Genomic DNA, 24,121 nt, shown 5'->3' on the forward strand with positions numbered 1-24,121 from the left:
CATTTTTTCATCATTTATTTCGCATAAAACTATCTTAAATACGTAGCAATAGAGACTTATTAGTTCTTTATTACATTAATAATCACGAATGAGATCACTAGTGCGAATTACAGTCAACTTTATTAAGCCGTCTCGACAGATGATCGTTATAAAGTAAGAATGAGCAAGGTGAAACTTGAGCAGGAATAACGAGAAGTGAGCCTAACCAGCAGAAAATAAGAGCCTGTAAATAATGTTGCCTTATTAGATATCAAATAAAAAAAGCCACTATTGTTACCAATAGTGGCTTCCTGTTATTACAGCGCTAACAAGGTGGAGCTGTAATACACTTTTAACGTCTAGATTAACCTAATGTGATTAACGTTCGAAGTTATGGTAAACATCAATACCAAACGACTTACCAGTGTCATGACACGTTGCACATGACTCAGCAGTTCCTTCAGTAAACCATTTATCGGTAGTTGGAACGTTAAATTCGCCACCATTTTGCTCCATATGGCTCAATGCTGAATCTGAATCATGACATGCAAAACAGTTTGCTGTAATTGGGCTAGTCATTACGCCATCAGTACCTTCGTTAAACGCTTTTGAAAGCATATATTGATTAGGCACATCAGCTAGGCTTACACCGTCAGCATGACAAGACACACAGTTGTCAGCATTCAAGCTTGCTGCAGAGTTAACTACATTCTCACCAGTCTCTTCATCAGTCTTAGCACCTGAAAGTGCATTACCGATACCCCAGTGCATGCTATGAACCATAGGTCCGAAACCAGGAGCTGATAAAGCGCCTTTACGATCTTGGCCGTTGTTATGACACGCAACACAATCTAAGCCGCCATCACGGTATCCACCATTTTTATGATAGTTAGTATCGTTGTTGTGACAAGTCGTACAGCTATCTTCAGTTACTGCATGGCGACGTCCCCAATCTTGCACTTTTTCAAAGTTAATTGGGTCAACGACTTCACTGTAACCAGTGAAAGATACACCGAACTCACCATCACTATCTTCCCAGTTAGTATCTGCGATAGTGATACGTGAACTTGCTGACAAGTTAGCATCTTCAAAGCCATCTGTTAGCTCGCCGTAACACACTGAACGAGAACCATCTTCGTTTTCAATATAACCTTCTGCGCCATGAGAAATCACACGAGCCACAATAGAATCATTATGGTAGTTGTTGATGTAAGCACCGCCATAAGTCACTTCATGGGCTTCATACATTTCACCAATATTTAATTGCACAGGTGTTTCACCTGAGTTATCAAATAATGCGATATCAACACAGTAACCTGAAGTCCATGCTACGTCTTTGTGGTCAATCCACTCATCCATAGTTGGATTAAAGTATGGGTTACTTGTTGTGGTGTAATGGTTAGCACGAATTTCTTCACGCTCAACTAAACCAATAGAAGATGATTCAGCATGGAAAGCACGCGCATCGAATCCGTCAGCAGGTACAATAACGCCTGACTCGCCATTACCATGACAGTCACTACAACCATTGCCAGCAATACTAGTATTAACTACAGGTTCTGCGTGACAGGTATAACAGTTAGTTGGGGTGAAATCTTTTTCAAATTTCTGATGGTTAATATGACCCAATTTCTGCATGCTATTTTTAGCATAACCACCAGTGTCTAAAGAGTTTCCTTCAGCGTCGATATCACGAGGTACGTTGTTATGACACACCATACAGCCGCCAACAAAATCAACTTCTCCTTCTGTATTTAAGGCAACATACTTACTGTGCTTAATATCTGATGTTGCATAATCTACGTGGCACGAGTAACAAGTTTCAGTTGTGCTGGTATGAGTATTTTCAGGCTTGTTGACAATAATGTAAGGTGAAGATGCAATGTTATCCCCGCCACCCACTTGTAAACGAATCAAGCCTTCTGTATCCGCTTGAACAGCTGCCATCGGCGCAACAAATTCGTAGCGACCATCATCTAACATGGTTAACGTTGCACCTTCTGTGGCACTATCACCACCCGCGCTAGCACTGCCACCAACAGAGCCATCACGTGCACGCTGAATTCCATGGTCAGTTTTTGCAGCTAAATATACAGCGGCATTTTCAAGACCATTAATTAACGTGCCATCTTCATCTGTAATTTCAAACTCAAGGGTAACTTGACCTTCTCCTACAAGATGTGAAATATATTCGACATTAGTCACTGTTGAAACTTCTGTCACTGGGGTACTTGGTTCTCCAGGTGCGCCTGGTTCGCCTGGCGCACCATCTTCTCCATCACTTCCGTCACTTCCACAGCCTGCTATCCCCATAGCGGCTGCAATAACGAACGCTAATTTACGTTTGGTTAAATGCTTCATCATCACTCCTAATTATTTTTGTTACTACTTTATAGGTATAAAGTTAATTTAATATAACCTTATGCAGATCAAAGAAGAGTGATGACTGTCACAACCGTCTGTATCATATGTTTTAAAACGAGGTGTTTATGTTAAAAAGTTGAGCCAGATCAATATCACTAGCCACTAATGCAACAACAAAGCTTTAACAGTATTATCTTTACATTACTTTACAATGACTTAAACAACAGCATTGAGAAAAAAATAATACTAACAGCTAAAAGATGAAGAAAAGTTTAAAAATCTTATCGTTGAATTATGACGTATATCTTGAGGTTATAAGAGAGCTTTTAGATTTTTCATACCACTTTAAGCCTGAGAGGATTAAAAGTGTAGATCAACTCATACCGTAAACACTAAGATATTGAAAAATAAAAATATACTCGAAAAAACTTGCTCAATTTATAGCCTGGAATGTTTTTTAGCCATAAAAAAACCACTATGGTAAATAGTGGTTTTTTTTCAATACTTATATAGATTTAGCAAAAACTAGTTAACAATCTTGCCGTCTATATCATCTCGCGACACTAATGCTTTGCATTAGCTAACGACATTAACGCTCGAAGTTATGGAACTTGTCGATACCGAATGACTTACCAGTATCATGACATGTTGCACAAGATTCAGCAGTACCGTGAGTGTACCAATCATCACCAGCAGGAACATTTAGCTCACCGCCATTTTGCTCCATGTGGCTTAACGCTGATGCACTGTCATGACAAGCATAACAGTTAGCTGTTACTGGACTAGTCATCACACCAGAAGTTCCGCCATTAAATGCTTTAGAAAGCATGTACTGGTTAGGAATTTCAGCTAGTGAGATACCTTCAGCGTGACAAGATACACAGTTATCAGCGTTTAAGCTGTCTGCTGAATTTGGTACGTTGTTACCATCTTCATCTTGCTTAGCACCAGAAAGTTCATTACCGATACCCCAGTGCATGCTGTGAACCATAGGTCCGAAGCCTGGTGCAGAGTTCTTAGCACTACGGTCTTGGCCATTGTTATGACAAGCAACACAATCTAAACCACCTTCAACGTAGCTACCATTTTTGTGGTAGTTAGTTTCGTTGTTATGACAAGTGGTACAGCTATCTGTTGTCACAGCGTGACGACGATCGTAATCACTCACTACATTTAAGTCTGCTAATTCAGCAACTGGAGAGTAGCTAGTGAAAGAAACGCCATCATAAGATGCATCTTCACCATGATTAAATGTAACACGTGAACTCGCCATGATTTGCGGCGTTTGTAGATCTAATGTTGAATGACAGAAAGTTTTAGAACCATCGCTGTTATAAGACTCTTCGTAGCTACGAGACTCACGTCCAACAATAGATTCATTGTGGTAACCATGTAAGTAAGTACTTGCATAAGTTAGCGTACCGTCAGCATATAGTGTTTCGATGCTTAGTTGCTCTTCACCTTTGAATAAACTTAGGTCAGTACAGTAAGCACCAGTGTCATTCATGTATACAGCAGAAAGTGTAGTTGAATGCTCAGCACGGATCACTTGACGCTCATCGATACCAATTTTTTCTGATTTAACATGGAATTCACGTGCATCAAAATCACTGTTTGCCATAATGAATTGTGCAGAAGCAGAATCCGTTGTGTGACAATCACTACAACCGTTACCCGCAATGCTAGTATTTATTACAGGCTCTGCGTGACAGGTATAACAGTTAGTCGGTGTGAAGTCTTTTTCAAACTTCTGGTGATTGATATGGCCAATCTTTTGCAAAGTGTTAGTAGCGTAACCACCGTCTTCTTCAGCACGAGACACGTTGTTATGACAAACCATACAACCAGCAACAAGATCTGCTTCACCATCTATATTAATAGCGGCATAGCTAGGATGTTTTAAGCTTGAATCGCCATAATCAACATGACAACTGTTACATGTTTCAGACGTTGTTGTGTGGATCATTTCAGGCTTATCAACCACAAGCGGTTGTGAACGAGCGATTTGAGTTGAGTCATCACCGCCAACACGTAACCAAACAATGCCCTCTGATGCAGCTGTTACTGCTGGCATTGCTGCTACTAACTCATAGCGACCTTCACCTAATCCAGTAAGCACGGTACCTTCTTTAGTGGTATCAGTGTAACCACCAATTGCGCCATCGCGATTTAATACCACGCCACGTTCAGTTTTTTCAGCAAATTTAGCTTCAGCTTTAACTAGGCCTTCAACTAACTCATCTTCTTCGTTAGTTACTTCAAATTCGTAACGAATTTGACCTTCTTCAATTGCATGAGAAATCATAGTGATATGAGTCACTTCAGACATCTCTGTAACAGGTGGAGTCGGTCCTGGACCTGGTTCACCTGGTGCGCCATCTTCGCCGTCTTTACCATCGCTACCACAGCCTGCAATCCCCATTGCTGCTGCAACAACGAAAGCTAATCTGCATTTCGTTAAGTTTTTCATCATCACTCCGAATGTATTTGATACTACTTTGTAGGTATAACCCGTTTTTAATATTAGACTTTTCTGTATTGTTAAATAGTGACTAGAATCACATGCGCCATGACAAGACGTATATTTTATCGCCTTTATGGTAGAACTTTGAACCAGATCTTAATCAACACATTCTTATATAATCAAAGACGAATTTAACAAATGCTTAAGCTGTTGTTTTTAAATGACTTTTAAAACCTTAAAAATGATTAATATTTTAAAAACCTTTATTTTCAAGCCTTTATATTAAAATTTAAGGTTCGCATTACGGTTAAACATACGAAGTATAGACAGGATTAATAATGAGTTAAGTTTATTTTAAGGTTGGAACACTAAAAACCATCAATTAATAGTGTAACCATATGTATCAAATGGTTTTTAATTATATTTGAATGCAATATATAATCTTGTGTCAATCATCCCAAATTCAGAATATAAAAAAGCCACTATGACTAGTGGCTTTTTTTATTCAAACATCAAACCTAAGAGTTAGTCTTGATTTAAGCTAACTCTACCAGCTTATATTAATAACTATTTAACGCTCAAAAACATGGAATTTTTCGATACCAAAAGATTTACCTTCAGCATGACAAGTGGCACAAGATTCTGATGTAGGTTGAGTATGCCAATCAGCAGTTACTGGTACGTTTAGCTCACCACCATTTTGTTCCATGTGGCTTTGTGCTTTCTCATCATTATGACAAGCAAAACAGTTTGCCATAACAGGAGAAGTCATCACACCAGCTTCACCACCATTGAATGCTTTAGACTTAATGTACGCATTTGGCACTTCGTATAAATCGATACCATCAGCATGACAAGCAACACAGTTTTCAGCATTTAGCTTAGTTGCTGAGTTCGGCTCACCAGTCACTGCATCGCTACCTTCACCCCAGTGCATGCTGTGAACCATTGGTCCAAAGCCTGGTGCTGAGCTTTTAGCATTACGATCTTGGCCATTGTTATGACATGCTATACAACCAATACCACCTTCATCAAAAGTGCCACCTTTATGGTAATCACCTTCAGAGTTATGACATGAAGTACAACTGTCAGCAGTAACGCTATGACGACGATCAAACTCATGAATGAACGCACCTTCAGCACTGACGATATCTGAATGAGCAGTCATGCTCACTAAGCCATCAAACGTAATACGTGCTGAAGCAAATAACTCAGAACCCACGAAGCTTTCATCTAAAGTGCCACATAAAGCCATGCTCTCACCAGATGTAGAAACGCTCATAGACGCAGCGCGACCAGTGATTGACGCTTCGTAGTACCCATGTAAGTAGCTAGATACAGAAACAGTACCAGCATCCACTAGTTCACCTAAGTTAAGTTGATTTTCTTCAACATCGTGAAGAGAAATATCGCTACACCACTCTCCTGACTCTTCGCCTTGAACAAAGTAAGGAGCTGATGCTGAAACAACATGCTCTTCCTTCAATTCTTTACGTTCAGTCATTACAGTGTGGAATTGACGCCAGTCATCACCAGTTTGGTTAAAGCTATTAAATGTTGCTTCAACTTCAGTGTTTGCAACACCTGCTGCATCATGACAATCAATACAAGTCTGTTGGTTATAAACAGTCGTGATTGGATCTACGTGACAAGTTGTACAGTTAGATACTTCAAAACCAGTTTCAAAACCTTGGTGATTGATATGACCAATTTTTTGCATATGGGTGTTTGAGCCATTGTCGTCACGAGTAACGTGACCGTGACAAGTCATACAACCAGCAACAAAATCAGTTTCACCTTCTAAATCAACCGCTACACGCGATGGATGTCTGAAACTTGAAGTTGAGTAATCAACGTGACAGGTATAACAAGCTTCTGTTGACGTTGTCATCGCTGCTTCTGGCTTATCAATTACGATGTAGTCAGATGTTGCGATGTCACCGCCGCCCACTTGAAAGCGAATAATACCTTCAGTGCCAGCAGTTACTGCTGCCATTGGTGCAATAAACTCATAATTGCCATTTTCAAGCTCAGTTAACGAAGCACCTTCGTCACTCGCTTTTGCTGCGCCGCCGACAGGATTTTCATCACTGCTGTTACTACGCTTAATACCATGCTCAGTTAACGCGGCAAGATATAACTCGGCATCTTCTAAGCCAATAATGCGAATATCATCTTCATTGGTAATGCCAAACTCAACCGTTACTTGTCCATCTTCAACCGCATGATGGATAACATCTACATTTGTAATTTCTGATGTTTCTGTTGTTGGTGGGGTTGGTCCTGGACCTGGTTCCCCTGGGTTGCCATCTTTACCATCACTACCACAACCTGCAATCCCCACTGCCGCTGCGATAACAAATGCTAATTTGCATTTCGTTAAATGTTTCATCATCACTCCGTTATTTTTAATACCAACTAAATAGGCACTTGCGCGCATATTAGGTATTCCATTTAGTGAAATGAGTGACGCTGATCACATGAGATCTGAAATTTAACAAATATGATATTGTTTAAATTAAAAACTTGAGCTGTGTCTTGTTTAGGTAAAGCTGATATTAACAAGTATGACCTGAATGCTAACTTGAGGGTTATAAATCAATAAACTAGGTGACAAAATGTATCATTAACTAAAAGATTTAACCCATGGCTTTTAAACACAAAAAAGACCCTTTCGGGCCTTTATTGGTGGGCATATTTTCAGTAATTAAAGTTCAACCTATACAAGCATTAAGAACAGCAATCTCTTCGCATACTCTTTTTAGGTAACTTATCGTAAATCACTTTTGCCATTAATAGTGCCAACACAATACCCGAGCCCATGGTGACATACGAAGGAAGCAGTTCATGCTCGTGACCAATTTGCGGCATCACCACAAAACCAAACTCTGCCACAAGATAGTTAACCAATACACCAAACGCTAATGCGACACCCAGTACGCCGCCTAGATAGCCAAACAAGGCGCGCTTACCTAACTCTTTAGTGACAACGCCTAAAGTCGCGATATTAGTAGCAGGACCTGCCATCATGAACACCAATACCGCACCAGGTGAAACACCAGCCAATAACAAACCAGCCGCAATCGGCGTGGATGCTGTAGCGCAGATGTACATAGGCACAGAAATCAATACCATCACTAACATAGCCAGTATGCCATCCCCCCACTTGGCAAGAAAATCACCAGGCACAAACGTCTGTACTAATGCTGCAAAGAATAACCCCACCAACAACCATAACGTGGTATCTCTGACTAAATCAGTGGCGGCATAAACCAACCCTGATTTCACTCTTGATAATATTGACTCATTTTTAAGCTCTGTCGCCATGTCTTTAGTGGATTCACAGCAGCTTTCAGACGATTCAGCAGCGAGATCCGGCTTACTTGAACAACAACTGGTCTCCTCTGCCATAAGGTTAGCTTTATCCGCTTTGCTTGCACAACAGCTAGCTTTGTCTGACTTAACCTCAGCTTTATCCACTTTACTAGAACAACAGCTGGTTTTTTCAGGCTGTACCGCCTTACTTGAGCAACAGCTTTTAGTCTCAGTTGTACTAGCCATCATAGGCGCTGTATCAGGTGTAAATTTAGGCGCTGCGCTGGCTTTATTTTTACTGCAGCAAGAAGAAGTCACTTCACCTTTATCGCCAAGCTCGCGGGCTAATTTTTCACCCTTATCTAACTTAGTTTCAACGATTTCAGGCTTATCATCTCGTCCGACTAATAGCCCAGCCACAACAGCACTGGTGATAGCAGCAATAGGGCGAATGATGGCCATAAATGGCCCTAATAAAACATAAGACACCGTTACTGAATCGACACCCGTTTCAGGCGTCGACACTAAAAATGATGTCGTTGCAGCTTTTGAAGCACCCGAGCGACGAAGTCCCACTGCCGCCGGAATAACCCCGCATGAACACAGCGGCAAAGGTGCGCCAATAACAGCAGCCTTAACAACAGTTTTTAAACCGTGACCACCCAGCTGTTTTTGCATCCACGCCATCGGCACAAACACTTTTAACAAGCCAGCCAACACTAGGCCTAATAACAGCCACGGCGCTGACTCTAAAAATAACTCAATAAAATTACTTAATAACATAATATGTCCTACCCCTGCTTTTCTGCATGAAGGTGATGTTCAACTTTTGGGCTTAACTCTTTATCGGTTGATTCTAGCGCCTCTAAAATAGAGCAGTGCTCAGCACTATCAGGTCCGCCGCAACACGCCTGTGATAATTTATTTAATGAACTGGCAAAAAATTCAAGCTCTGCGATCTTCGCCTGTACTTGTTCTAACTTGGTATCCACCAAGCCTTTCACATCGGCGCAGGCCCAATTAGCTTTGTCCAACTCAATCGATAACAGCTCTGCAATATCATTTAAACTAAAGCCGACCGCTTTCGCACGAATAATAAAACGTAATTTTTGCGCATCATCTTGGCTATATAGTCGATACCCTGCCTCTGAACGAGTTGAAGATGTCAATAAACCGTGCTTTTCATAAAATCGCAGCGTATCTGTTTTAACATCAAATAAAGTCGCGAGTTCGCCAATTCGATACATATATTTACCTGCCCAGTGAAAACTTAAATTCAAACCTTTACCAGCTTAATAAGCCAATTATAAACCTTGGAGTTAAATCCAAGGTCAAGGGTTTTATAGAACAAAGTTCACCCCCTTACTTTGTTCTTATTTCAATATTGTGAAATCGCGCATAAATTTCCCGAAATAACACTGATTACGTTAAAATACGCGCGTTTCATTACGGCCCACCTAAAAACAATAAGATGAAGGGCGTAGGAACTTTGGCAAAACAGATTTCACGCAACTGTGTTCGAGTAATTCTGTTTTGCCAAACTTCCTTAAAATAAATAGTGGACACTGTACCTACATGAATACTGTCAGACCTATTCGTCGCGCGCTGTTAAGCGTATCTGATAAAACTGGAATGCTTGAGTTTGCTAAAGCATTACATGAGCAAGGCGTAGAATTACTTTCTACTGGTGGCACCGCTAAATTACTTGCTGATAATAATATTCCAGTGACCGAAGTCTCTGACTACACGGGTCATCCTGAGATCATGGATGGTCGTGTTAAAACTCTGCATCCAAAAGTACACGGTGGCATTCTAGCCCGTCGTGGTATTGATGAAATCGTGATGGAACAAAACGCCATCAAACCAATCGATTTAGTTGCCGTTAACCTATACCCATTTGCTTCTACTGTAGCAAAAGAAGGTTGTACCCTTGCCGATGCTGTTGAAAACATCGATATCGGTGGCCCAACAATGGTGCGTTCTACCGCTAAAAACCATAAAGACACCACGATTGTTGTTAATGCTAGCGACTACGGCCGCGTCATTGCAGAAATGCAAGCAAACGAAGGTAGCACCACACTTGAAACCCGTTTTGATCTAGCGATTGCAGCGTTCGAGCACACTGCAGCTTATGACGGCATGATTGCTAACTACTTTGGCACTATGGTTCCTGCCCACAGTAAAGATGAGTGTCACGAAGATTCAAGCTTCCCACGTACATTCAACACTCAGCTAATCAAAAAACAAGATTTACGCTACGGTGAAAACAGCCATCAAAAAGCGGCTTTCTATGTTGATAGCAACATTGATGAAGCCTCAGTTGCAAGTGCAACACAATTGCAAGGTAAAGCGCTGTCATACAACAACATCGCCGATACTGATTCAGCACTAGAATGTGTTAAAGAATTTGACGGCCCAGCTTGTGTCATCGTAAAACATGCTAACCCTTGTGGTGTGGCATTAGGCAACACGATTCTTGAAGCTTACGATCGCGCATTCAAAACTGACCCAACGTCAGCATTTGGTGGCATCATCGCCTTTAACCAAGAGTTAGATGCTGATACCGCAAAAGCCATTGTTGACCGTCAATTTGTTGAAGTGATTATTGCGCCAACAATAAGCCAAGCAGCACGTGATATCGTGGCAGCAAAAGCTAACGTACGTTTATTAGAGTGCGGCCAGTGGAATACTAAAACCACGACTCAAGACTTCAAACGTGTTAACGGCGGCTTATTAGTTCAAGACCGCGACCAAGGCATGGTTGATGTGGCTGACGTTAAAGTGGTATCAAAAATACAACCAACAGCCGAGCAGCTAACTGACTTAATGTTCTGCTGGAAAGTGGCTAAATTCGTTAAATCTAACGCGATTGTTTACGCAAAAGATGGCATGACTATCGGTGTCGGCGCAGGCCAAATGAGCCGTGTTTACTCAGCTAAAGTGGCTGGCATTAAAGCGGCTGACGAAGGTTTAGTGGTTGAAGGTTCAGTGATGGCATCAGATGCATTCTTCCCATTCCGTGACGGTATCGATGCAGCAGCGGCTGCAGGTATTAGCTGTATCATCCAACCTGGTGGCTCAATCCGTGATGAAGAAATCATCGCAGCGGCAGACGAGCACGGCATTGCCATGGTATTTACTGGCATGCGTCACTTCCGTCACTAAATACGATTTAACATCGCTTGTTAATGCTAATAAGCGATGTACTAAGTTCAGCTTTAAGCATATTAGAGCAAGCCATTGTTTCAAGCTCAATGAAGACACGCGGAGTTTATAACTATAAATGAAGCAGAAATTGAGACCATGGAATTTTTAAGCATATTAGAGCAAGCCATTGTTTCAAGTTCAATGAAAACACGCGGAGCTTATAAGCATAAGTGAGCATGTTTGAAGCAGAAATTGAGACTATGGCGCAGCTATAAGAGGATTAAAAGATGCAAGTATTAGTTATTGGCGGCGGCGGACGCGAACATGCGTTAGCTTGGAAAGCAGCACAATCACCACAAGTTGACACTGTATTTGTCGCGCCAGGCAATGCGGGCACGTCTTTAGAGCCAAAACTAGAAAACGTCGACATTAACGTTGAAGCGATTTCAGAGTTAGTTAAGTTTGCTCAAGACAACAAAATTGAATTGACGATTGTGGGTCCAGAAGTGCCATTAGCACTGGGCGTAGTCGATGCTTTTAACGAAGCAAAATTACCGATTTTCGGCCCTACCCAAGGCGCTGCGCAGCTTGAGTCTTCAAAAGCCTTTACCAAAGACTTTTTAGCACGTCATAACATCCCAACAGCTGACTACTCAAACTTCACTGAAATTGAAGCAGCAAAAGCGTACTCAGCAGAGTTAACCTCAAAAACAGGTTTCCCTGTTGTGATTAAAGCTGACGGCTTAGCAGCAGGCAAAGGCGTGATTATCGCTGCTGACCAAGCTGAAGCTGATGCGGCAATCGAAGACATGCTAGCTGGCAACAAGTTCGGTGAAGCCGGTTCTCGCGTCGTTATCGAAGAATTTTTAAAAGGTGAAGAAGCCAGCTTTATCGTGATGGTAGACGGCAAAAACATCTTAGCAATGGCCACCAGCCAAGACCATAAAGCCCGTGATAACGGCGATTATGGCCCTAACACTGGCGGCATGGGTGCATACTCACCAGCCCCTGTTGTCACCCAAGCCGTTCACGATTGGACGATTGCAAATGTTATCCGCCCAACGGTTGATGGCATGGCAGCAGAAGGCAATGTATACACAGGCTTCTTATATGCAGGATTAATGATTTCTCCAGATGGCAGCGCAAAAGTACTTGAGTACAACTGCCGCTTTGGCGACCCAGAAACACAACCAATCATGATGCGTCTACAATCAGACTTAGTTGAGCTTTGTCTAGCAGCCACCCGTGGTGAGTTAGATACTGTGACTGCAGAATTTGATTCACGCGCAGCAGTCGGTGTTGTACTTGCAGCAGGCGGTTACCCAGATGCATACCGCAAAGCTGACGTGATTGACGGTTTATCTTTAGGCGACAACAACGCCAAAGTATTCCACGCTGGCACAGCAATGAAAGATGGTCACGTCGTCACATCGGGCGGCCGCGTATTGTGTGCTACTGCGTTAGGTAATACAGTTACCGAAGCACAAGCAAGCGCATACAAGTTAGTCGATGCCATCCACTGGGATGACGTCTACTTCCGCACTGATATTGCATACCGTGCAATTGCACGTGAGCAAGGGAAAGCATAAACTTTTGGTTTGAGGTTAGTAGTTGTTAACCCACTAACCTCAAATCAGCTAAGAGCAAATCCCTGTGATGGTAGCTAATACCCAAAATCACAGGGATTTTTGTTTAAATTAGTTTCTGAAAATAACTATTCAATTAGATCAAATTTAATTGAGAAAGTTTCTTGGCTTCTTTTTCCTTTCCATAACTTTGCATTTGGATGTTGTTCTCGAATTATCAAGCAAATAATATCTAAAACATCTTTACTTATCTCTGGTCCAAAATATATTCCGGTCAAAGCATTTAGTTCATATTTGCAACAAGTCCCGGCAACTGGATGGATACATCGCCACTCTTTCTCATATTCCCAAGATTCTGATTTTATGTATAAATGATCTATACACGTTCCATATTTCTGATGTACCAATAAATTAACTGCATTTATTTCTGGATAGGTATCTGGATATTCAACTTTTCTTACTTGCGAAAACATTTTCTGTGAAGTATCAAACTCTAAACAAAACCCTGTTTGCTTATCGGCATAATGAGACCACATTAAGTGATCATCATTACATTCAGAAAAACACGTAACACCAATATTTTTCATATTACGGTTTATGTAAGAACGCACACGATGATCCGAAAGATTCTTAATCAAGGTGTTAAAGTTATCATTATTAGAATTTTTTAATGCTCCAAGAGTTATATCTGGAGTCTCTGCATCTTTATATAGAAACTCTTGTAATACTTTTATTTCCGAACTTGTTGGCTCAGAAATTTTTGCTCTAATTGCGCAATCATAAGGATCATTAAAATTTAACGGGGAGCCGAAATACAGGGTTCGAGACTGTAAGTTTTTCAAGCTCTGTACGCTAAATGCTTCATATTTATATAGCTTCTTTGGTTTACTCATAGGTTCTTATTTGCCTAGTTTTTAAGTTATATACCTGAACGACTATTATCACTATATATCAAAAGCCTTTCGTAAAATAACCTCAATCTAACCAATTGCCTGCCGCAGGCTTTTGTGCAGATACAACTGCGAGACGCTGCAAGTACATCCATGTAAGCTCTGCCAAAACATCCATGTTTTGGAAGCTCGCTGCTGCATCTACACTGGGATTATTACTTCTTCGATTTAACTTCATTTGGGGTTTTAAAAGGATTTATACTTAAAAGTTTGAATTAATCATATGAATTGAGAGCATCAAGAAAATTGCGTGAGTCCAGACATGGATGTCTGGCTAGCTTTCGAGGGGAAGGGACGCCCCATCGAAAGCGTTAGTCATTTTCGAAGATGGTCGAAGTAGAATCAAAACGAAGCTAAAAGCTGGAGCCATCCTTGTAGAAATCTTTCGCTTTTCAGAAAATTTCGTAAAGGCGGCAGGGTGATCCAAGAGGGTATTGCTGTTGATACCCTTTTGGTCTGGAGTGGGCGAAGCGCCACGACCTTGATTTTGCTTTCAGCTACTGAGAACAAAACGAAATGCCTCATCGGAAGCGTTAGTCATTTTTGAAGATGAACGAAGCAGAATCAAAACGAGGCCAAAAGATAAACAATACTCCGTTGGAAATTTTGCTTTTTAAATTTCGCCGGAGCGCTGAGGGATTATCAAGGGGACAAGCGCTTTCCCCCTTGATTTTGGTGTGGTCGAAGCGCCACGATCTTGATGTAGATGTAGATGTAGATGTAGATGTAAATTTAAATAATAAAAAATCACTTCGGCATTTCTGCCGAAACCCAATTACCAGTATGACTGCTCATTCAGTGCATCCACACAAAAACTATCCCCTTCAATCGGCTCAATCTCGGTGCCAACTAATGACTGTGCTAACCATCCTTCAGGGTAAGTCAGGATAAGAGGTGCTTTGATGCAGTCTTCGCTGATAGGGTTAAAGCCAACCTTAACGTAGTAGTTAGGGTCACCGTAAGTAAATACTAACTCAACACCATTGTCTTTAAGCTGCTTTAAGCCAAAGTTAATTAGCCTTTGGCCAATCCCTTTTGCTTGAAAAGCAGTGCTCACCGCAACAGGAGATAAAATAAATGCATTGGCTTTATTCGCTAATGTTAAACGGCTAAAGAAGATAGCCCCTACAATCTTGTTTTCTATGGTTGCAACAAAGCCCAACAAGTCAGTCTCAGGTGTTGTCACAATCAATTCAGAAACTAAGTGACCAATCACCTTGCCTTCAGCCTCGCCCTCAGCATCCCCAAACGATTGAGTAAATAACTCAATAACATCGTCTGTTGCGTTAGTAGTGAAAGTCGATAACTTTATAGTGTCATCTGTCATATTTTGCAATTAAGCCTCTGAAACGGAATTTATTGATGTCATATAACATTATTATCGACGGTTATTTCACTACAAGCCAGTTTGCTAAAATCAAATTGCGACCCTAAAACAAAAAAGCCGAGCATGGGCTCGGCAAAGGGGTGATTCAAATGAAAAATGGGTTAATCACGGTTATCGGTATCTTCGTACTCAGTAATTTTGGCACCAAACTGATAGCCACCATTATTACGGTTGTATTCGCGAAATAAGCTTACTGAGAAATAGGTCGGTGCATCAGTATCAATCACACCTGAAACCACCTGTGCCAATGTTTCTACGTCATGCTCTGCAGAAAAATAGAAATGCTTGGTTTTCTGCAACGATAACTGCTTAGCTTGCTCTTTTGTGATAAGGATTTCACTAAACTGGGTCGCTACAATTCTCGTAAACTCAGTATGGTACGCATCACCTTCTTCTAGCAACAGCATAGATGTTTCAGCCACCACCATTTCACTCATAGCTTGCTCTAATTGAGCTTGTTCAGATGCTTCATTGGCATTTGCCGTCGCTGAAACACCCAATGCGCTAAATGATAGCGACATAAGCACTGCGCCAATTTGTTTTTTATTCATGTAATACCTATATATCGTGGCGGTTTATTGAGGTGCGAAAGCCTCTCAATAAAGGAAAATCTCAATAACCGCAGTCTACCCTTTACAGATCTAAGCAATTAATCGCTTTTGAAGGACTCAACCCTCATATAGCTTGTTTAAGGTCTAAACTTAACCGCTTAATGCCTTCGAACAAGCAGTTCAAATCACATCGACATTTTTCGGTAATATTTTAAATGGGTATTTATGCACGCTAAATAACTATTATGAATAGCTATGCTTAATAAATGTCTGAATTGTTAAAACCAGCTAAATCCAATCCAATTAACGCCTATAACAACGACCCACAAACATCGACTTGAGCTACTGCTTTATGGCAGGATGTCGCACCGTCACAATTTAATAACAATAGTAACCAAGGCTAAAAATAACTTATACCTAGCACGACCTATAATAAAAATAACATTAGGGATAGCTTTATGTCTGACTCTCAAATCAAGCAGCCGAGTTTGCTTGATGCACTCTTACCCGTCTTTGCATTAATCACTATGCTTGGCGCTGCGGTATACCTTTTTTCATCTGACAGCTCTTCAGGTGCTAACCAAATAGCGCTGATCCTTGCTGCGTGTATTGCCATCGTGATTGGTTATAAAAATGGTTACAGCTGGAACCAAATGGAGCGCGGAATAGTCAACAGTATTGGTATCGCCACAGGCGCATTGCTGATTCTATTTACTGTGGGATCGCTCATTGGTACTTGGATTTTGTCAGGTACTGTACCGACAATGATTTATTACGGTATGCAAATCCTCAACCCCAAATATTTCTACGCTGCAAGTTGTATCTTGTGCGCGATAGTCGCTATCAGTATCGGCAGTTCATGGACGGTGGCCGGTACAATAGGTATTGCACTGGTGGGCATTGCCTCGGCAATGGGCTTAGATATTAATATCACCGCTGGCGCTATTATTAGTGGTGCTTATTTTGGCGATAAAATGTCGCCATTATCTGATACCACCAACCTTGCGCCCGCTGTTGCAGGTTCTAATATTTTTAGTCATATCAAGCATATGACTTGGACAACCGTGCCAAGCATCATTATTGCGCTCATTGTGTTTACGATTATTGGCTTGTCTGCTGATGTGTCGAGTTTTGACTCGCAACTAGGCACAACGTTAGCTCTGCTTGAGCAAACCTACGACCCCGGCCTGCATTTACTGTTACCCCTGTTAGTCGTGCTGTTTTTAGCAAACAAGAAAATGCCCGCTTTCCCTACCGTCATTTTAGGTACCATTGCAGGGGCAATTTGCGCAGCCCTTTTCCAATTCGACAACATCATAGCGTATGTTAATGAGCCCGATTTATTGCCATTTGTGGCGATCATTAAAGGCATTTGGATTGCGATGTTCGATGGTTACGTGGCAGCCACGGGCGATGAGGTACTGGATAACTTACTCAGCCGTGGTGGTATGAGCAGCATGGTCACTACCGTTTGGTTAATTCTCTGTGCCATGGCGTTTGGTGGCGTCATGGAAGTAACAGGCTTACTTTCAAGATTACTAGAAAGCATTCTTAGCTTAGTCACAGGTACCAGTAGCTTAATCATCACTACATTAGGGGTTTGTATCGGCGCTAACGTGATTACTGCCGACCAGTATATCGCCATTGTACTGCCTGGAAGGATGCTGAAACTTGAATATCAAAAACGTCAACTTGCTGCTGTGAACCTCAGCCGCGCCCTTGAAGACTCGGCCACTGTTACCAGCCCATTAATTCCTTGGAATACTTGTGGCGCATTTATGGCAAGCACCTTAGGTGTAGCGACTATCGCTTACTTGCCCTATGCGATATTTAACTTGGTCTGCCCATTTATCAGTGCATCGTATGCTTACTTCAACATCAAAATTGAGCCGCTAGTTGAGACGGAAAACGCAGCTGAATTAAGTCCAAGTTAACCCGCATATACGATTTGAACCCATGCTTGGTTTTCATAAAAAACCATAGCATGTCTCAAATGGGGGCGTTAACCCGCAGCGCGTCGACGAACAACTTGGCCGAAGCGGATAAGCCAGTATTATCATAAATTGCGCATAAACTGGCTGGTATTTTTTCATAGAGCGAAATAAACTCAATGCCTTCCCACTGATGCGCGGTAAAACTTGATGGCACAACGGCAATCGAGTCACTGATGCCAACATAGGCCATCAAACTCGTGGGCTCAATGAACTCTTTGCCCACCTCAGGGATAAAACCTGCTTGACGGCATTCATTGATGATCAAATCGGCTGATGCGGAGTTTTTACGGCGCATAAAGGTAAATGTTTGTTCGCGTAAATCGGTCAGCGTTAATGTATTTTTTGTCGTTAACGGATGGCCTTCTGCTAACGCAACCACAAAGCGTTCATTGGTTAGCGCCCGTGTTCGTAATGGATGAATATCTAACGCATCTGCAAAGCGTACAATACCAATATCAATGTTCTTATTCAGTAAAGCTTGCTGCTGTTCTCGCGGCGACATCTCAATTAAATCAATATGGTAATCAGGGTAACTGTGATTAAAACCTTTGACCATTTCGCCAAACCCTGCCCAAAAAGAGGAACTGACAATTCCTAACTTAATTTGCTGAGTGTGCTTACGACTAGCATGCTGCACTTTAAGCATAGAATACTCAAATGAACGAAATAAATGTTCACACTCGGCCTGTAACACTTTTCCGGACTCTGTCAGGCTGACATTACGTGAATTGCGTTTCACTAACTCTACCCCTAAATGCGCTTCTAGCTCTTTAATTTGGGTACTCAATGGCGAGTTAGTAATGCTTAATTGTGAGGCTGCTTTGCCAAAATGCCCTGTTTGCGATAAGGCATAAAAATAGCGCAGCATCTTCATCGTCACTTTTTCACTTAACAGTTTTTGCTTGTTAACCATTGATCTCACCAGTTTTATTGACCACTAAAGTGCAAGCCTACAATCATCCTTAAATATAGCATAATCAACCGTTTTTTAACGATGTTTATCGGAAAAGTGCTTTGCTAGTATCGAGTGAGTTTACTAATCCTGAGGTACATTATGAGCATCGATCCCGTTGTTGTAGCAATCAATACAATTCAAGCACGTAAACCTAATTTTGAACCTAAAGCGGCCTTTATTTTAGGCTCTGGCTTAGGTGTTATTGCCGATGAATTACAAGATAAAGTTGTCATTCCATACGAAGATCTAGCAGGGTTTCCTGTTAGTACAGTACAGGGCCACTCTGGTGAGCTGGTGTTGGGCACATTAAATGGTGTAGACGTGGTGTGTATGAAAGGTCGTGGCCACTACTACGAACACCAAACCATGAAAGTGATGACGACACCGGTTAGAGTCTTTAAACGTCTAGGCTGTGAGTTTTTGTTGGTCACCAATGCAGCAGGTTCGCTGCGCCCAGAACGTATCGATGTCGGCTCGTTAGTGGTATTTAATGATCACATCAATACCATGCCTGAGTCACCTATGACCGGGGCAAATGATGAAGCCTATGGTCCACGCTTTTTCAGCCTTGCCAATGCATACGACAAAACCCTACTAAACAAGGCACTCACTGTCGCTAATACCCATGACATTACCCTGAATGAAGGCGTGTTTGTATCTTATACAGGGCCTAACTTTGAAACGCCTGCTGAAATTCGCATGATGCAAATCATCGGTGGTGATGTGGTTGGCATGTCAGTGGTTCCTGAAGTCATTTCTGCTGCACATTGTGGCTTACCTGTACTGGCTATTTGTGCCATTACCAATATGGCTGAAGGTTTAGGTGATGTGGAACTATCACATGAGCAAACGCTGAAATGCGCCAAGTTAGCTGAAGCTAACTTTATCGAACTGATTAACGAGTTCATGGCACACCACTTCAACGCGTAGGAGTTAGTATGTTTGCAGTCGGATTTTTAGGTATAGCTGCACTATTAGCCATTGGCTATTTGTGCTCGACCAATAGAAGCGCTATTTCACTTCGCATCGTTGGCTCGGCGTTCGCATTACAAATGGCCATCGGCGCGTTAGTGCTTTATGTCCCTTGGGGGCGCACGCTACTTGAAGGCATGTCTCACGGTGTTCATGCAGTGCTTGATAGCGGTAAATCAGGTATTCAATTCTTATTTGGCAACTTAGTTAACTTCTCCGTTGAGGGTATCGGCTTTGTCTTTGCTTTGAACGTGTTACCGTTAGTGGTGTTCTTCTCGGCATTAATTTCGGTGCTGTATTATTTAGGGATCATGCAGTTTGTTATCCGCATTGTCGGTGGCGCGATCGCTAAAGTTATCGGCACCAGCCAAGCAGAATCAATGTCAGCGGTATCAAATGCCTTTGTTGGTCAAAGCGAAGCACCTTTGGTCGTCAAACCGTATATGCCTAAAATGTCCGACTCAGAATTTTTTGCCATTATGTGTGGCGGTATGGCGTCAGTTTCTGGCACCGTTCTCGCAGGCTACGCCATGATGGGCGTTAATATGGAATACTTATTAGCGGCATCATTTATGGCAGTACCTGGCGGTATTTTATTTGCAAAAATTATTGTACCAGAGACCACAACCCCGACTTATACCATTAGCAAATCAATCACTTTTACAGAAAAACCTCCGGTTAATATTCTGGCCGCTGCAGGTGAAGGCGCCATGAGTGGTTTAAAACTGGCGGCGGCTATTGGTGCGATGTTAATTGCCATGATTGGTTTGGTCACGCTGGTGAATACCATCTTAGGCAGTGTGGGGGGAATATTTGGCTTAACACTAACCCTGGAGCTTATTCTAGGTTGGATTTTTGCGCCATTGGCATTTTTACTGGGTGTGCCTGTTGCAGATATTGGTATAGCGGGCTCAATGATCGGAAAAAAACTAATTGTTAATGAGTTTGTCGCCTACTCTGATTTATCACCTTACTTGCAAGACCCTAAACTCGTTGCCGAGGCTGGGTTACAAGTGCTGAATGAAAAATCACAAGTGATCATTAGTTTCGCCTTGTGTGGTTTTGCTAATATTGCCTCGATTGGTATTTTAATTGGTGGACTCGGTACCTTATGTCCTTCACGCAAAGACTTTATTGCCCAATACGGCGTACGCACCTTAATTGCTGCAAGTTGCAGTAACTTATTAAGTGCCGCCATTGCAGGCATCTTTTTCTCATTCTCGCTTTAACCATTTCGATTGATACCAATAACAACGTCAGTGTTTACTGGCGTTGTTGCTAAGGAACACCACATGGCCGCTATTTTAGAAACCACTGAAAAACAATTTGCACAACAGGCATTGACGCTAATTGACTTAACTTCACTTAACGACAATGAAACCGCAGCTGATATTGAAAAACTATGTCAAGACGCAAACACCCGCGTTGGCACAACAGCCGCCATTTGTATTTACCCAAGATTTATACCTTTGGCCAAAAAGTACCTGCAGGCGCAAGGGACACCACAAGTCAAAATTGCAACTGTGACCAACTTTCCTGATGGTAATGATGATATCGCTATTGCTGTAGCTGAAACCCAAGCTGCGGTTGCATACGGCGTTGATGAAGTCGATGTGGTGTTTCCTTATCGCGCCTTAGTCGCTGGCAATGAAACTGTTGGCTATGAGTTAGTGAAGCAATGCAAACAAGCTTGCGGCGATATTACCTTGAAGGTCATTATTGAATCAGGCGAACTTGCTGAGCCTACACTCATTGAGCAAGCATCACGCATCGCGATTGAGGCTGGCGCTGATTTTATTAAAACCTCAACCGGAAAAGTCGCAACCAACGCCACCTTAGCCGCGGCTGAAATAATGTTGACTGTGATTAAACTGATGAATGTTGCTGATCGAGTCGGCTTTAAACCTGCAGGTGGAGTGAGAACCACTGCAGATGCTATTGCATACTTAACCTTGGCGAGCAATTTATTAGGTAAAGAATGGGTAACGGCGCAGCATTTTCGCTTTGGCGCATCAGGACTATTAAATAGTTTATTAAGTAGCCTTGATATCAACCACGCGTCAGTATCAAATGCTGCATACTAAAACCCTCTCTTTTTAAAGGTAACATCGCGCAATGAATATATTACTGGCAATGATCCCTGCCTTCTTTTGGGGGACGACTTACGCCGTCACTCAATACACCCTAACGGATTGGCCACCATTATTGCTGGGAGCATTGCGCGCACTGCCTGCAGGACTGATCCTGTTAGCATTAAAACCGTCACTCCCCGCGGCAAAAGATTGGGGGATATTAACCAGCATTGGCTTGTTAAATATCGCCATTTTCTTCAGCTTAATCTTTGTTATGGCGCTAACTCTGCCTGCGGCTATTTCTGGTGTGGGCATGGTGTCAGTGCCCGTTTTTGCAATGCTATTTCACTGGTTATTTAGCCGCACTCGACCTAAAAAAGTCCAAGCAATAAGTGGTGCTATTTTAATCGTATTATCTTGGCTGCTATTTGACCCAAGGGCAATTGCGCTTGACCCAATTGGTTTAACAGCCATGCTCGGCGCCATAATGTGTATTATTGTCGGCAGCACCATTGTTAAGAGTATTGGCAAGCGTATTCATTGGTGGACAGTGCTAACTTGGCAGTTAATTATCGGTGGTGTCATCCTTGCTGTTGCCTCAATCATTCAAATGCTGCTTCAGCCTGAGCAATATCACGCCGTATTTGCAGGCGTATCTTCATTGAACTTTATCGGCTTAATGTGGATTATCATCCTCAACACAGCGCTCGGTTATGGCTTGTATGTGTGGCTATTGCAAAAGATGTCTGTGGTTGACTTCACTTTTGGCGGCATTGCGAATCCTATTGCCGGCATTGTCTCTGGGGTCGTCTTAATGTCTGAAAGCTTTAGTATTTATCAATACAGTTTAATGTTTGGCATGATACTGATGTCATTGATGCCGCAAATTGTGGCGATGATAAAACAGCGTTCACAGTCAAAGCGACACTGATCGTTTTACCTTTAACAAGCTGCTTTCAGTATTCAATATTCAATAATTTCAGCCACCTCATTAGGTGGCTGTTATGTATCAGATTACCCTAAACGATCTTTTAACCAACCATAATGATAATAACCCCACTGCCCTATTCGCCTTGCTTTGGTAAAGGGCATCGCAGGCAGTGGCGCGTTATAAAGCGGTAAATCAGGTAAAGATTCACCAGCAATACTTTGAGCTAGCCTAAAGGCGGCTTGAGCACTAAAAGATACTCCTGCGCCACAATAACCTAGACTATATCCAACACCATTTTTACTGTACACATGGGGCATGTCATCCATTGATGCCGCGATCCAACCTGTCCAGTTATAGGCAATTTTTTTGCGGCTTAAATACGGGAAACATTTATCCATAGCTAGCTTTAAGCGCTGACCATAAATAGGTTCAGCCGCATCTTTGCCCCATACCGCGCCTCTTCCGCCGAATAACAGTCGGTTATCAGGTAGCAGCCTAAAGTAATACTTTAATATTCTGGTATCCATGGTGACTTGGTTAGTATACAAACCCGCTTGGGCTAGCTCATCATCGGTCAATGGCTCGGTGACAATAATATTACTTAAAATGGGTAAAAACTTGTCATCCACTCGCTGATTAAACTGTTTTGGTGAATAGGCATTTCCCGCCATTATCACTTTGTTTGCCAACAGTTCACCATGCTCGGTAAGCAGTCGATGTTTACCATTTTCTTCAATCCAATCGACAACACAAGACTGCTCATTAATGCTAACACCTTGCTGCTGAACCAGTGATTTATAACCCAGTAACAATTTCAGCGGATTTACACCAAAGCCATCATTAAGCCTTAATGCCCCATAAGCTTGATGATGATTGAGATATTGAGTTTTAAACTTATCAGCACTAATAAATTGCGCCGTAAAATCACTGTCTTGCGCCATGTTTTGCTGAATAAAATCAGCGGCGGCTTTAAGGCTGTTAAGCGCTTTGGGGTTATGCGCCACTTTAAGATAGCCATGTTCTTGGGGTTCACAGGCTATCTGGTGTTGATTTATCAGCCGTTCTACTCGGCTTACCGCTTGACTGAACTCCTGATAAATACCTTGTGCTGTAGCAAGATCCCACCGCTTTGCCATAGCTGAGTAGCCTAAACGGCCTGAACCTTTAAGCACAAACCCCGCATTTCGTGCACTGGCACCAAACCCTACCTGATTAGCTTCAAGAACACGGCAATCAATATTAAACTCAGTTGCTAAGTAATACGCTGTTAGTAATCCTGTGTACCCACCGCCGATAATCGCCACATCTGTTTGTTGACTACTCTTAAGTGAAGGTAATAGCACTGGCAAACTTTGGGTCGATGCCCAATAACTATCTGCAAAAGGTTGCGATGCTGGCGTGCTGTTGATTAAAGGATCGTAATAACTTGAGGGCATACAAGGTACTCATTTATC

The 24,121-nt window shown here is 42.1% G+C and carries 18 protein-coding genes; 7 read left to right on the plus strand and 11 right to left on the minus strand.

Translation table 11 applies throughout. The features are described from left to right. Positions 1 to 357 precede the first annotated feature (357 nt). The 5 genes from AB4153_RS15910 to zntR all read right to left on the minus strand — a co-directional run bounded on the left by AB4153_RS15910 (position 358) and on the right by zntR (position 9,369). Positions 358 to 2,340: a multiheme c-type cytochrome gene (locus AB4153_RS15910; RefSeq protein ID WP_371998118.1), complete on the minus strand. Its 1,983-nt coding sequence runs from the start codon at positions 2,338 to 2,340 to the stop codon at positions 358 to 360. 592 nt (positions 2,341 to 2,932) lie between these two features. After that, positions 2,933 to 4,813: a multiheme c-type cytochrome gene (locus tag AB4153_RS15915; protein ID WP_371998119.1), complete on the minus strand. Its 1,881-nt coding sequence runs from the start codon at positions 4,811 to 4,813 to the stop codon at positions 2,933 to 2,935. 565 nt (positions 4,814 to 5,378) lie between these two features. Beyond that, on the minus strand, positions 5,379 to 7,199 hold the full coding sequence (locus tag AB4153_RS15920) for a multiheme c-type cytochrome (protein WP_303517041.1): 1,821 nt from the start codon (positions 7,197 to 7,199) through the stop codon (positions 5,379 to 5,381). A gap of 338 nt (positions 7,200 to 7,537) precedes the next feature. Beyond that, on the minus strand, positions 7,538 to 8,905 hold the full coding sequence (locus AB4153_RS15925) for an SO_0444 family Cu/Zn efflux transporter (RefSeq protein WP_102526413.1): 1,368 nt from the start codon (positions 8,903 to 8,905) through the stop codon (positions 7,538 to 7,540). Positions 8,906 to 8,913: 8 nt separating this feature from the next. Further along, positions 8,914 to 9,369, minus strand: coding sequence for a Zn(2+)-responsive transcriptional regulator (gene zntR / locus AB4153_RS15930; RefSeq protein ID WP_248957007.1), 456 nt, complete (start codon positions 9,367 to 9,369; stop codon positions 8,914 to 8,916). 328 nt (positions 9,370 to 9,697) lie between these two features. On the opposite strand from zntR, the gene purH reads away from it, so the two are divergent. Together purH and purD are read left to right on the plus strand one after the other, a co-directional pair. Then, positions 9,698 to 11,287, plus strand: coding sequence for a bifunctional phosphoribosylaminoimidazolecarboxamide formyltransferase/IMP cyclohydrolase (gene purH, locus AB4153_RS15935; RefSeq protein ID WP_303517042.1), 1,590 nt, complete (start codon positions 9,698 to 9,700; stop codon positions 11,285 to 11,287). Between the two features lie 269 nt (positions 11,288 to 11,556). Then, on the plus strand, positions 11,557 to 12,858 hold the full coding sequence (gene purD / locus AB4153_RS15940) for a phosphoribosylamine--glycine ligase (RefSeq protein ID WP_371998120.1): 1,302 nt from the start codon (positions 11,557 to 11,559) through the stop codon (positions 12,856 to 12,858). 125 nt (positions 12,859 to 12,983) lie between these two features. Here purD and AB4153_RS15945 read toward each other — a convergent pair whose 3' ends face one another. From AB4153_RS15945 to AB4153_RS15960, 4 genes are all read right to left on the minus strand, one after another. Beyond that, on the minus strand, positions 12,984 to 13,748 hold the full coding sequence (locus tag AB4153_RS15945) for a DUF2971 domain-containing protein (protein ID WP_303517044.1): 765 nt from the start codon (positions 13,746 to 13,748) through the stop codon (positions 12,984 to 12,986). Between the two features lie 82 nt (positions 13,749 to 13,830). Further along, the gene (locus tag AB4153_RS15950; RefSeq protein WP_371998121.1) at positions 13,831 to 13,983 is read right to left on the minus strand and encodes a hypothetical protein; all 153 of its coding nucleotides are present in this window, start codon (positions 13,981 to 13,983) and stop codon (positions 13,831 to 13,833) included. A gap of 597 nt (positions 13,984 to 14,580) precedes the next feature. After that, on the minus strand, positions 14,581 to 15,132 hold the full coding sequence (locus AB4153_RS15955) for a GNAT family N-acetyltransferase (RefSeq protein WP_303517046.1): 552 nt from the start codon (positions 15,130 to 15,132) through the stop codon (positions 14,581 to 14,583). A gap of 161 nt (positions 15,133 to 15,293) precedes the next feature. Beyond that, complete coding sequence (locus AB4153_RS15960) at positions 15,294 to 15,743, minus strand: hypothetical protein (RefSeq protein ID WP_102526408.1); 450 nt, start codon at positions 15,741 to 15,743, stop codon at positions 15,294 to 15,296. 458 nt (positions 15,744 to 16,201) lie between these two features. Here AB4153_RS15960 and nhaC point away from each other — a divergent pair, with 458 nt between their 5' ends. Then, positions 16,202 to 17,677, plus strand: a complete 1,476-nt coding sequence (gene nhaC / locus AB4153_RS15965) for a Na+/H+ antiporter NhaC (protein WP_371998122.1) — start codon at positions 16,202 to 16,204, stop codon at positions 17,675 to 17,677. Positions 17,678 to 17,732: 55 nt separating this feature from the next. Here the strand turns inward: nhaC and AB4153_RS15970 are convergent, their stop codons facing one another. Continuing rightward, positions 17,733 to 18,650, minus strand: coding sequence for a LysR substrate-binding domain-containing protein (locus AB4153_RS15970; RefSeq protein ID WP_198589509.1), 918 nt, complete (start codon positions 18,648 to 18,650; stop codon positions 17,733 to 17,735). Between the two features lie 141 nt (positions 18,651 to 18,791). Here AB4153_RS15970 and xapA point away from each other — a divergent pair, with 141 nt between their 5' ends. The 4 genes from xapA to AB4153_RS15990 all read left to right on the plus strand — a co-directional run bounded on the left by xapA (position 18,792) and on the right by AB4153_RS15990 (position 22,667). After that, the gene (gene xapA, locus AB4153_RS15975; protein WP_371998123.1) at positions 18,792 to 19,622 is read left to right on the plus strand and encodes a xanthosine phosphorylase; all 831 of its coding nucleotides are present in this window, start codon (positions 18,792 to 18,794) and stop codon (positions 19,620 to 19,622) included. An 8-nt stretch (positions 19,623 to 19,630) separates the two neighbouring features. Continuing rightward, positions 19,631 to 20,893, plus strand: coding sequence for a NupC/NupG family nucleoside CNT transporter (locus AB4153_RS15980; protein WP_371998124.1), 1,263 nt, complete (start codon positions 19,631 to 19,633; stop codon positions 20,891 to 20,893). A gap of 63 nt (positions 20,894 to 20,956) precedes the next feature. Then, entirely contained in the window at positions 20,957 to 21,748 is a 792-nt protein-coding gene (deoC, locus tag AB4153_RS15985; protein ID WP_371998125.1) for a deoxyribose-phosphate aldolase, read from the plus strand. 31 nt (positions 21,749 to 21,779) lie between these two features. Beyond that, complete coding sequence (locus AB4153_RS15990) at positions 21,780 to 22,667, plus strand: DMT family transporter (protein ID WP_371998126.1); 888 nt, start codon at positions 21,780 to 21,782, stop codon at positions 22,665 to 22,667. An 83-nt stretch (positions 22,668 to 22,750) separates the two neighbouring features. On the opposite strand, the gene AB4153_RS15995 is transcribed toward AB4153_RS15990, so the two are convergent. Next, positions 22,751 to 24,103 (minus strand): NAD(P)/FAD-dependent oxidoreductase, encoded by a 1,353-nt coding sequence (locus AB4153_RS15995; RefSeq protein WP_371998127.1) that lies wholly within the window; start codon positions 24,101 to 24,103, stop codon positions 22,751 to 22,753. Between the last annotated feature and the right edge of the window lie 18 nt (positions 24,104 to 24,121).

The organism is Shewanella sp. 10N.286.52.E4, assembly GCF_041468785.1.
In the GTDB taxonomy this organism is placed as follows: domain Bacteria; phylum Pseudomonadota; class Gammaproteobacteria; order Enterobacterales; family Shewanellaceae; genus Shewanella; species Shewanella electrodiphila.

What these genes read in the sequence shown, in the direction of transcription:
- nhaC (WP_371998122.1), top strand. Translation starts at nt 16,202, where the DNA reads ATGTCTGACTCTCAAATCAAGCAGCCGAGTTTGCTTGATGCACTCTTA.
- AB4153_RS15925 (WP_102526413.1), bottom strand. Translation starts at nt 8,905, where the DNA reads ATGTTATTAAGTAATTTTATTGAGTTATTTTTAGAGTCAGCGCCGTGG.
- AB4153_RS15955 (WP_303517046.1), bottom strand. Translation starts at nt 15,132, where the DNA reads ATGACAGATGACACTATAAAGTTATCGACTTTCACTACTAACGCAACA.
- AB4153_RS15990 (WP_371998126.1), top strand. Translation starts at nt 21,780, where the DNA reads ATGAATATATTACTGGCAATGATCCCTGCCTTCTTTTGGGGGACGACT.
- AB4153_RS15995 (WP_371998127.1), bottom strand. Translation starts at nt 24,103, where the DNA reads ATGCCCTCAAGTTATTACGATCCTTTAATCAACAGCACGCCAGCATCG.
- AB4153_RS15945 (WP_303517044.1), bottom strand. Translation starts at nt 13,748, where the DNA reads ATGAGTAAACCAAAGAAGCTATATAAATATGAAGCATTTAGCGTACAG.
- AB4153_RS15950 (WP_371998121.1), bottom strand. Translation starts at nt 13,983, where the DNA reads ATGAAGTTAAATCGAAGAAGTAATAATCCCAGTGTAGATGCAGCAGCG.
- AB4153_RS15910 (WP_371998118.1), bottom strand. Translation starts at nt 2,340, where the DNA reads ATGAAGCATTTAACCAAACGTAAATTAGCGTTCGTTATTGCAGCCGCT.
- purH (WP_303517042.1), top strand. Translation starts at nt 9,698, where the DNA reads ATGAATACTGTCAGACCTATTCGTCGCGCGCTGTTAAGCGTATCTGAT.
- AB4153_RS15980 (WP_371998124.1), top strand. Translation starts at nt 19,631, where the DNA reads ATGTTTGCAGTCGGATTTTTAGGTATAGCTGCACTATTAGCCATTGGC.
- AB4153_RS15920 (WP_303517041.1), bottom strand. Translation starts at nt 7,199, where the DNA reads ATGAAACATTTAACGAAATGCAAATTAGCATTTGTTATCGCAGCGGCA.
- zntR (WP_248957007.1), bottom strand. Translation starts at nt 9,369, where the DNA reads ATGTATCGAATTGGCGAACTCGCGACTTTATTTGATGTTAAAACAGAT.
- AB4153_RS15970 (WP_198589509.1), bottom strand. Translation starts at nt 18,650, where the DNA reads ATGGTTAACAAGCAAAAACTGTTAAGTGAAAAAGTGACGATGAAGATG.
- AB4153_RS15915 (WP_371998119.1), bottom strand. Translation starts at nt 4,813, where the DNA reads ATGAAAAACTTAACGAAATGCAGATTAGCTTTCGTTGTTGCAGCAGCA.
- deoC (WP_371998125.1), top strand. Translation starts at nt 20,957, where the DNA reads ATGGCCGCTATTTTAGAAACCACTGAAAAACAATTTGCACAACAGGCA.
- purD (WP_371998120.1), top strand. Translation starts at nt 11,557, where the DNA reads ATGCAAGTATTAGTTATTGGCGGCGGCGGACGCGAACATGCGTTAGCT.
- AB4153_RS15960 (WP_102526408.1), bottom strand. Translation starts at nt 15,743, where the DNA reads ATGAATAAAAAACAAATTGGCGCAGTGCTTATGTCGCTATCATTTAGC.
- xapA (WP_371998123.1), top strand. Translation starts at nt 18,792, where the DNA reads ATGAGCATCGATCCCGTTGTTGTAGCAATCAATACAATTCAAGCACGT.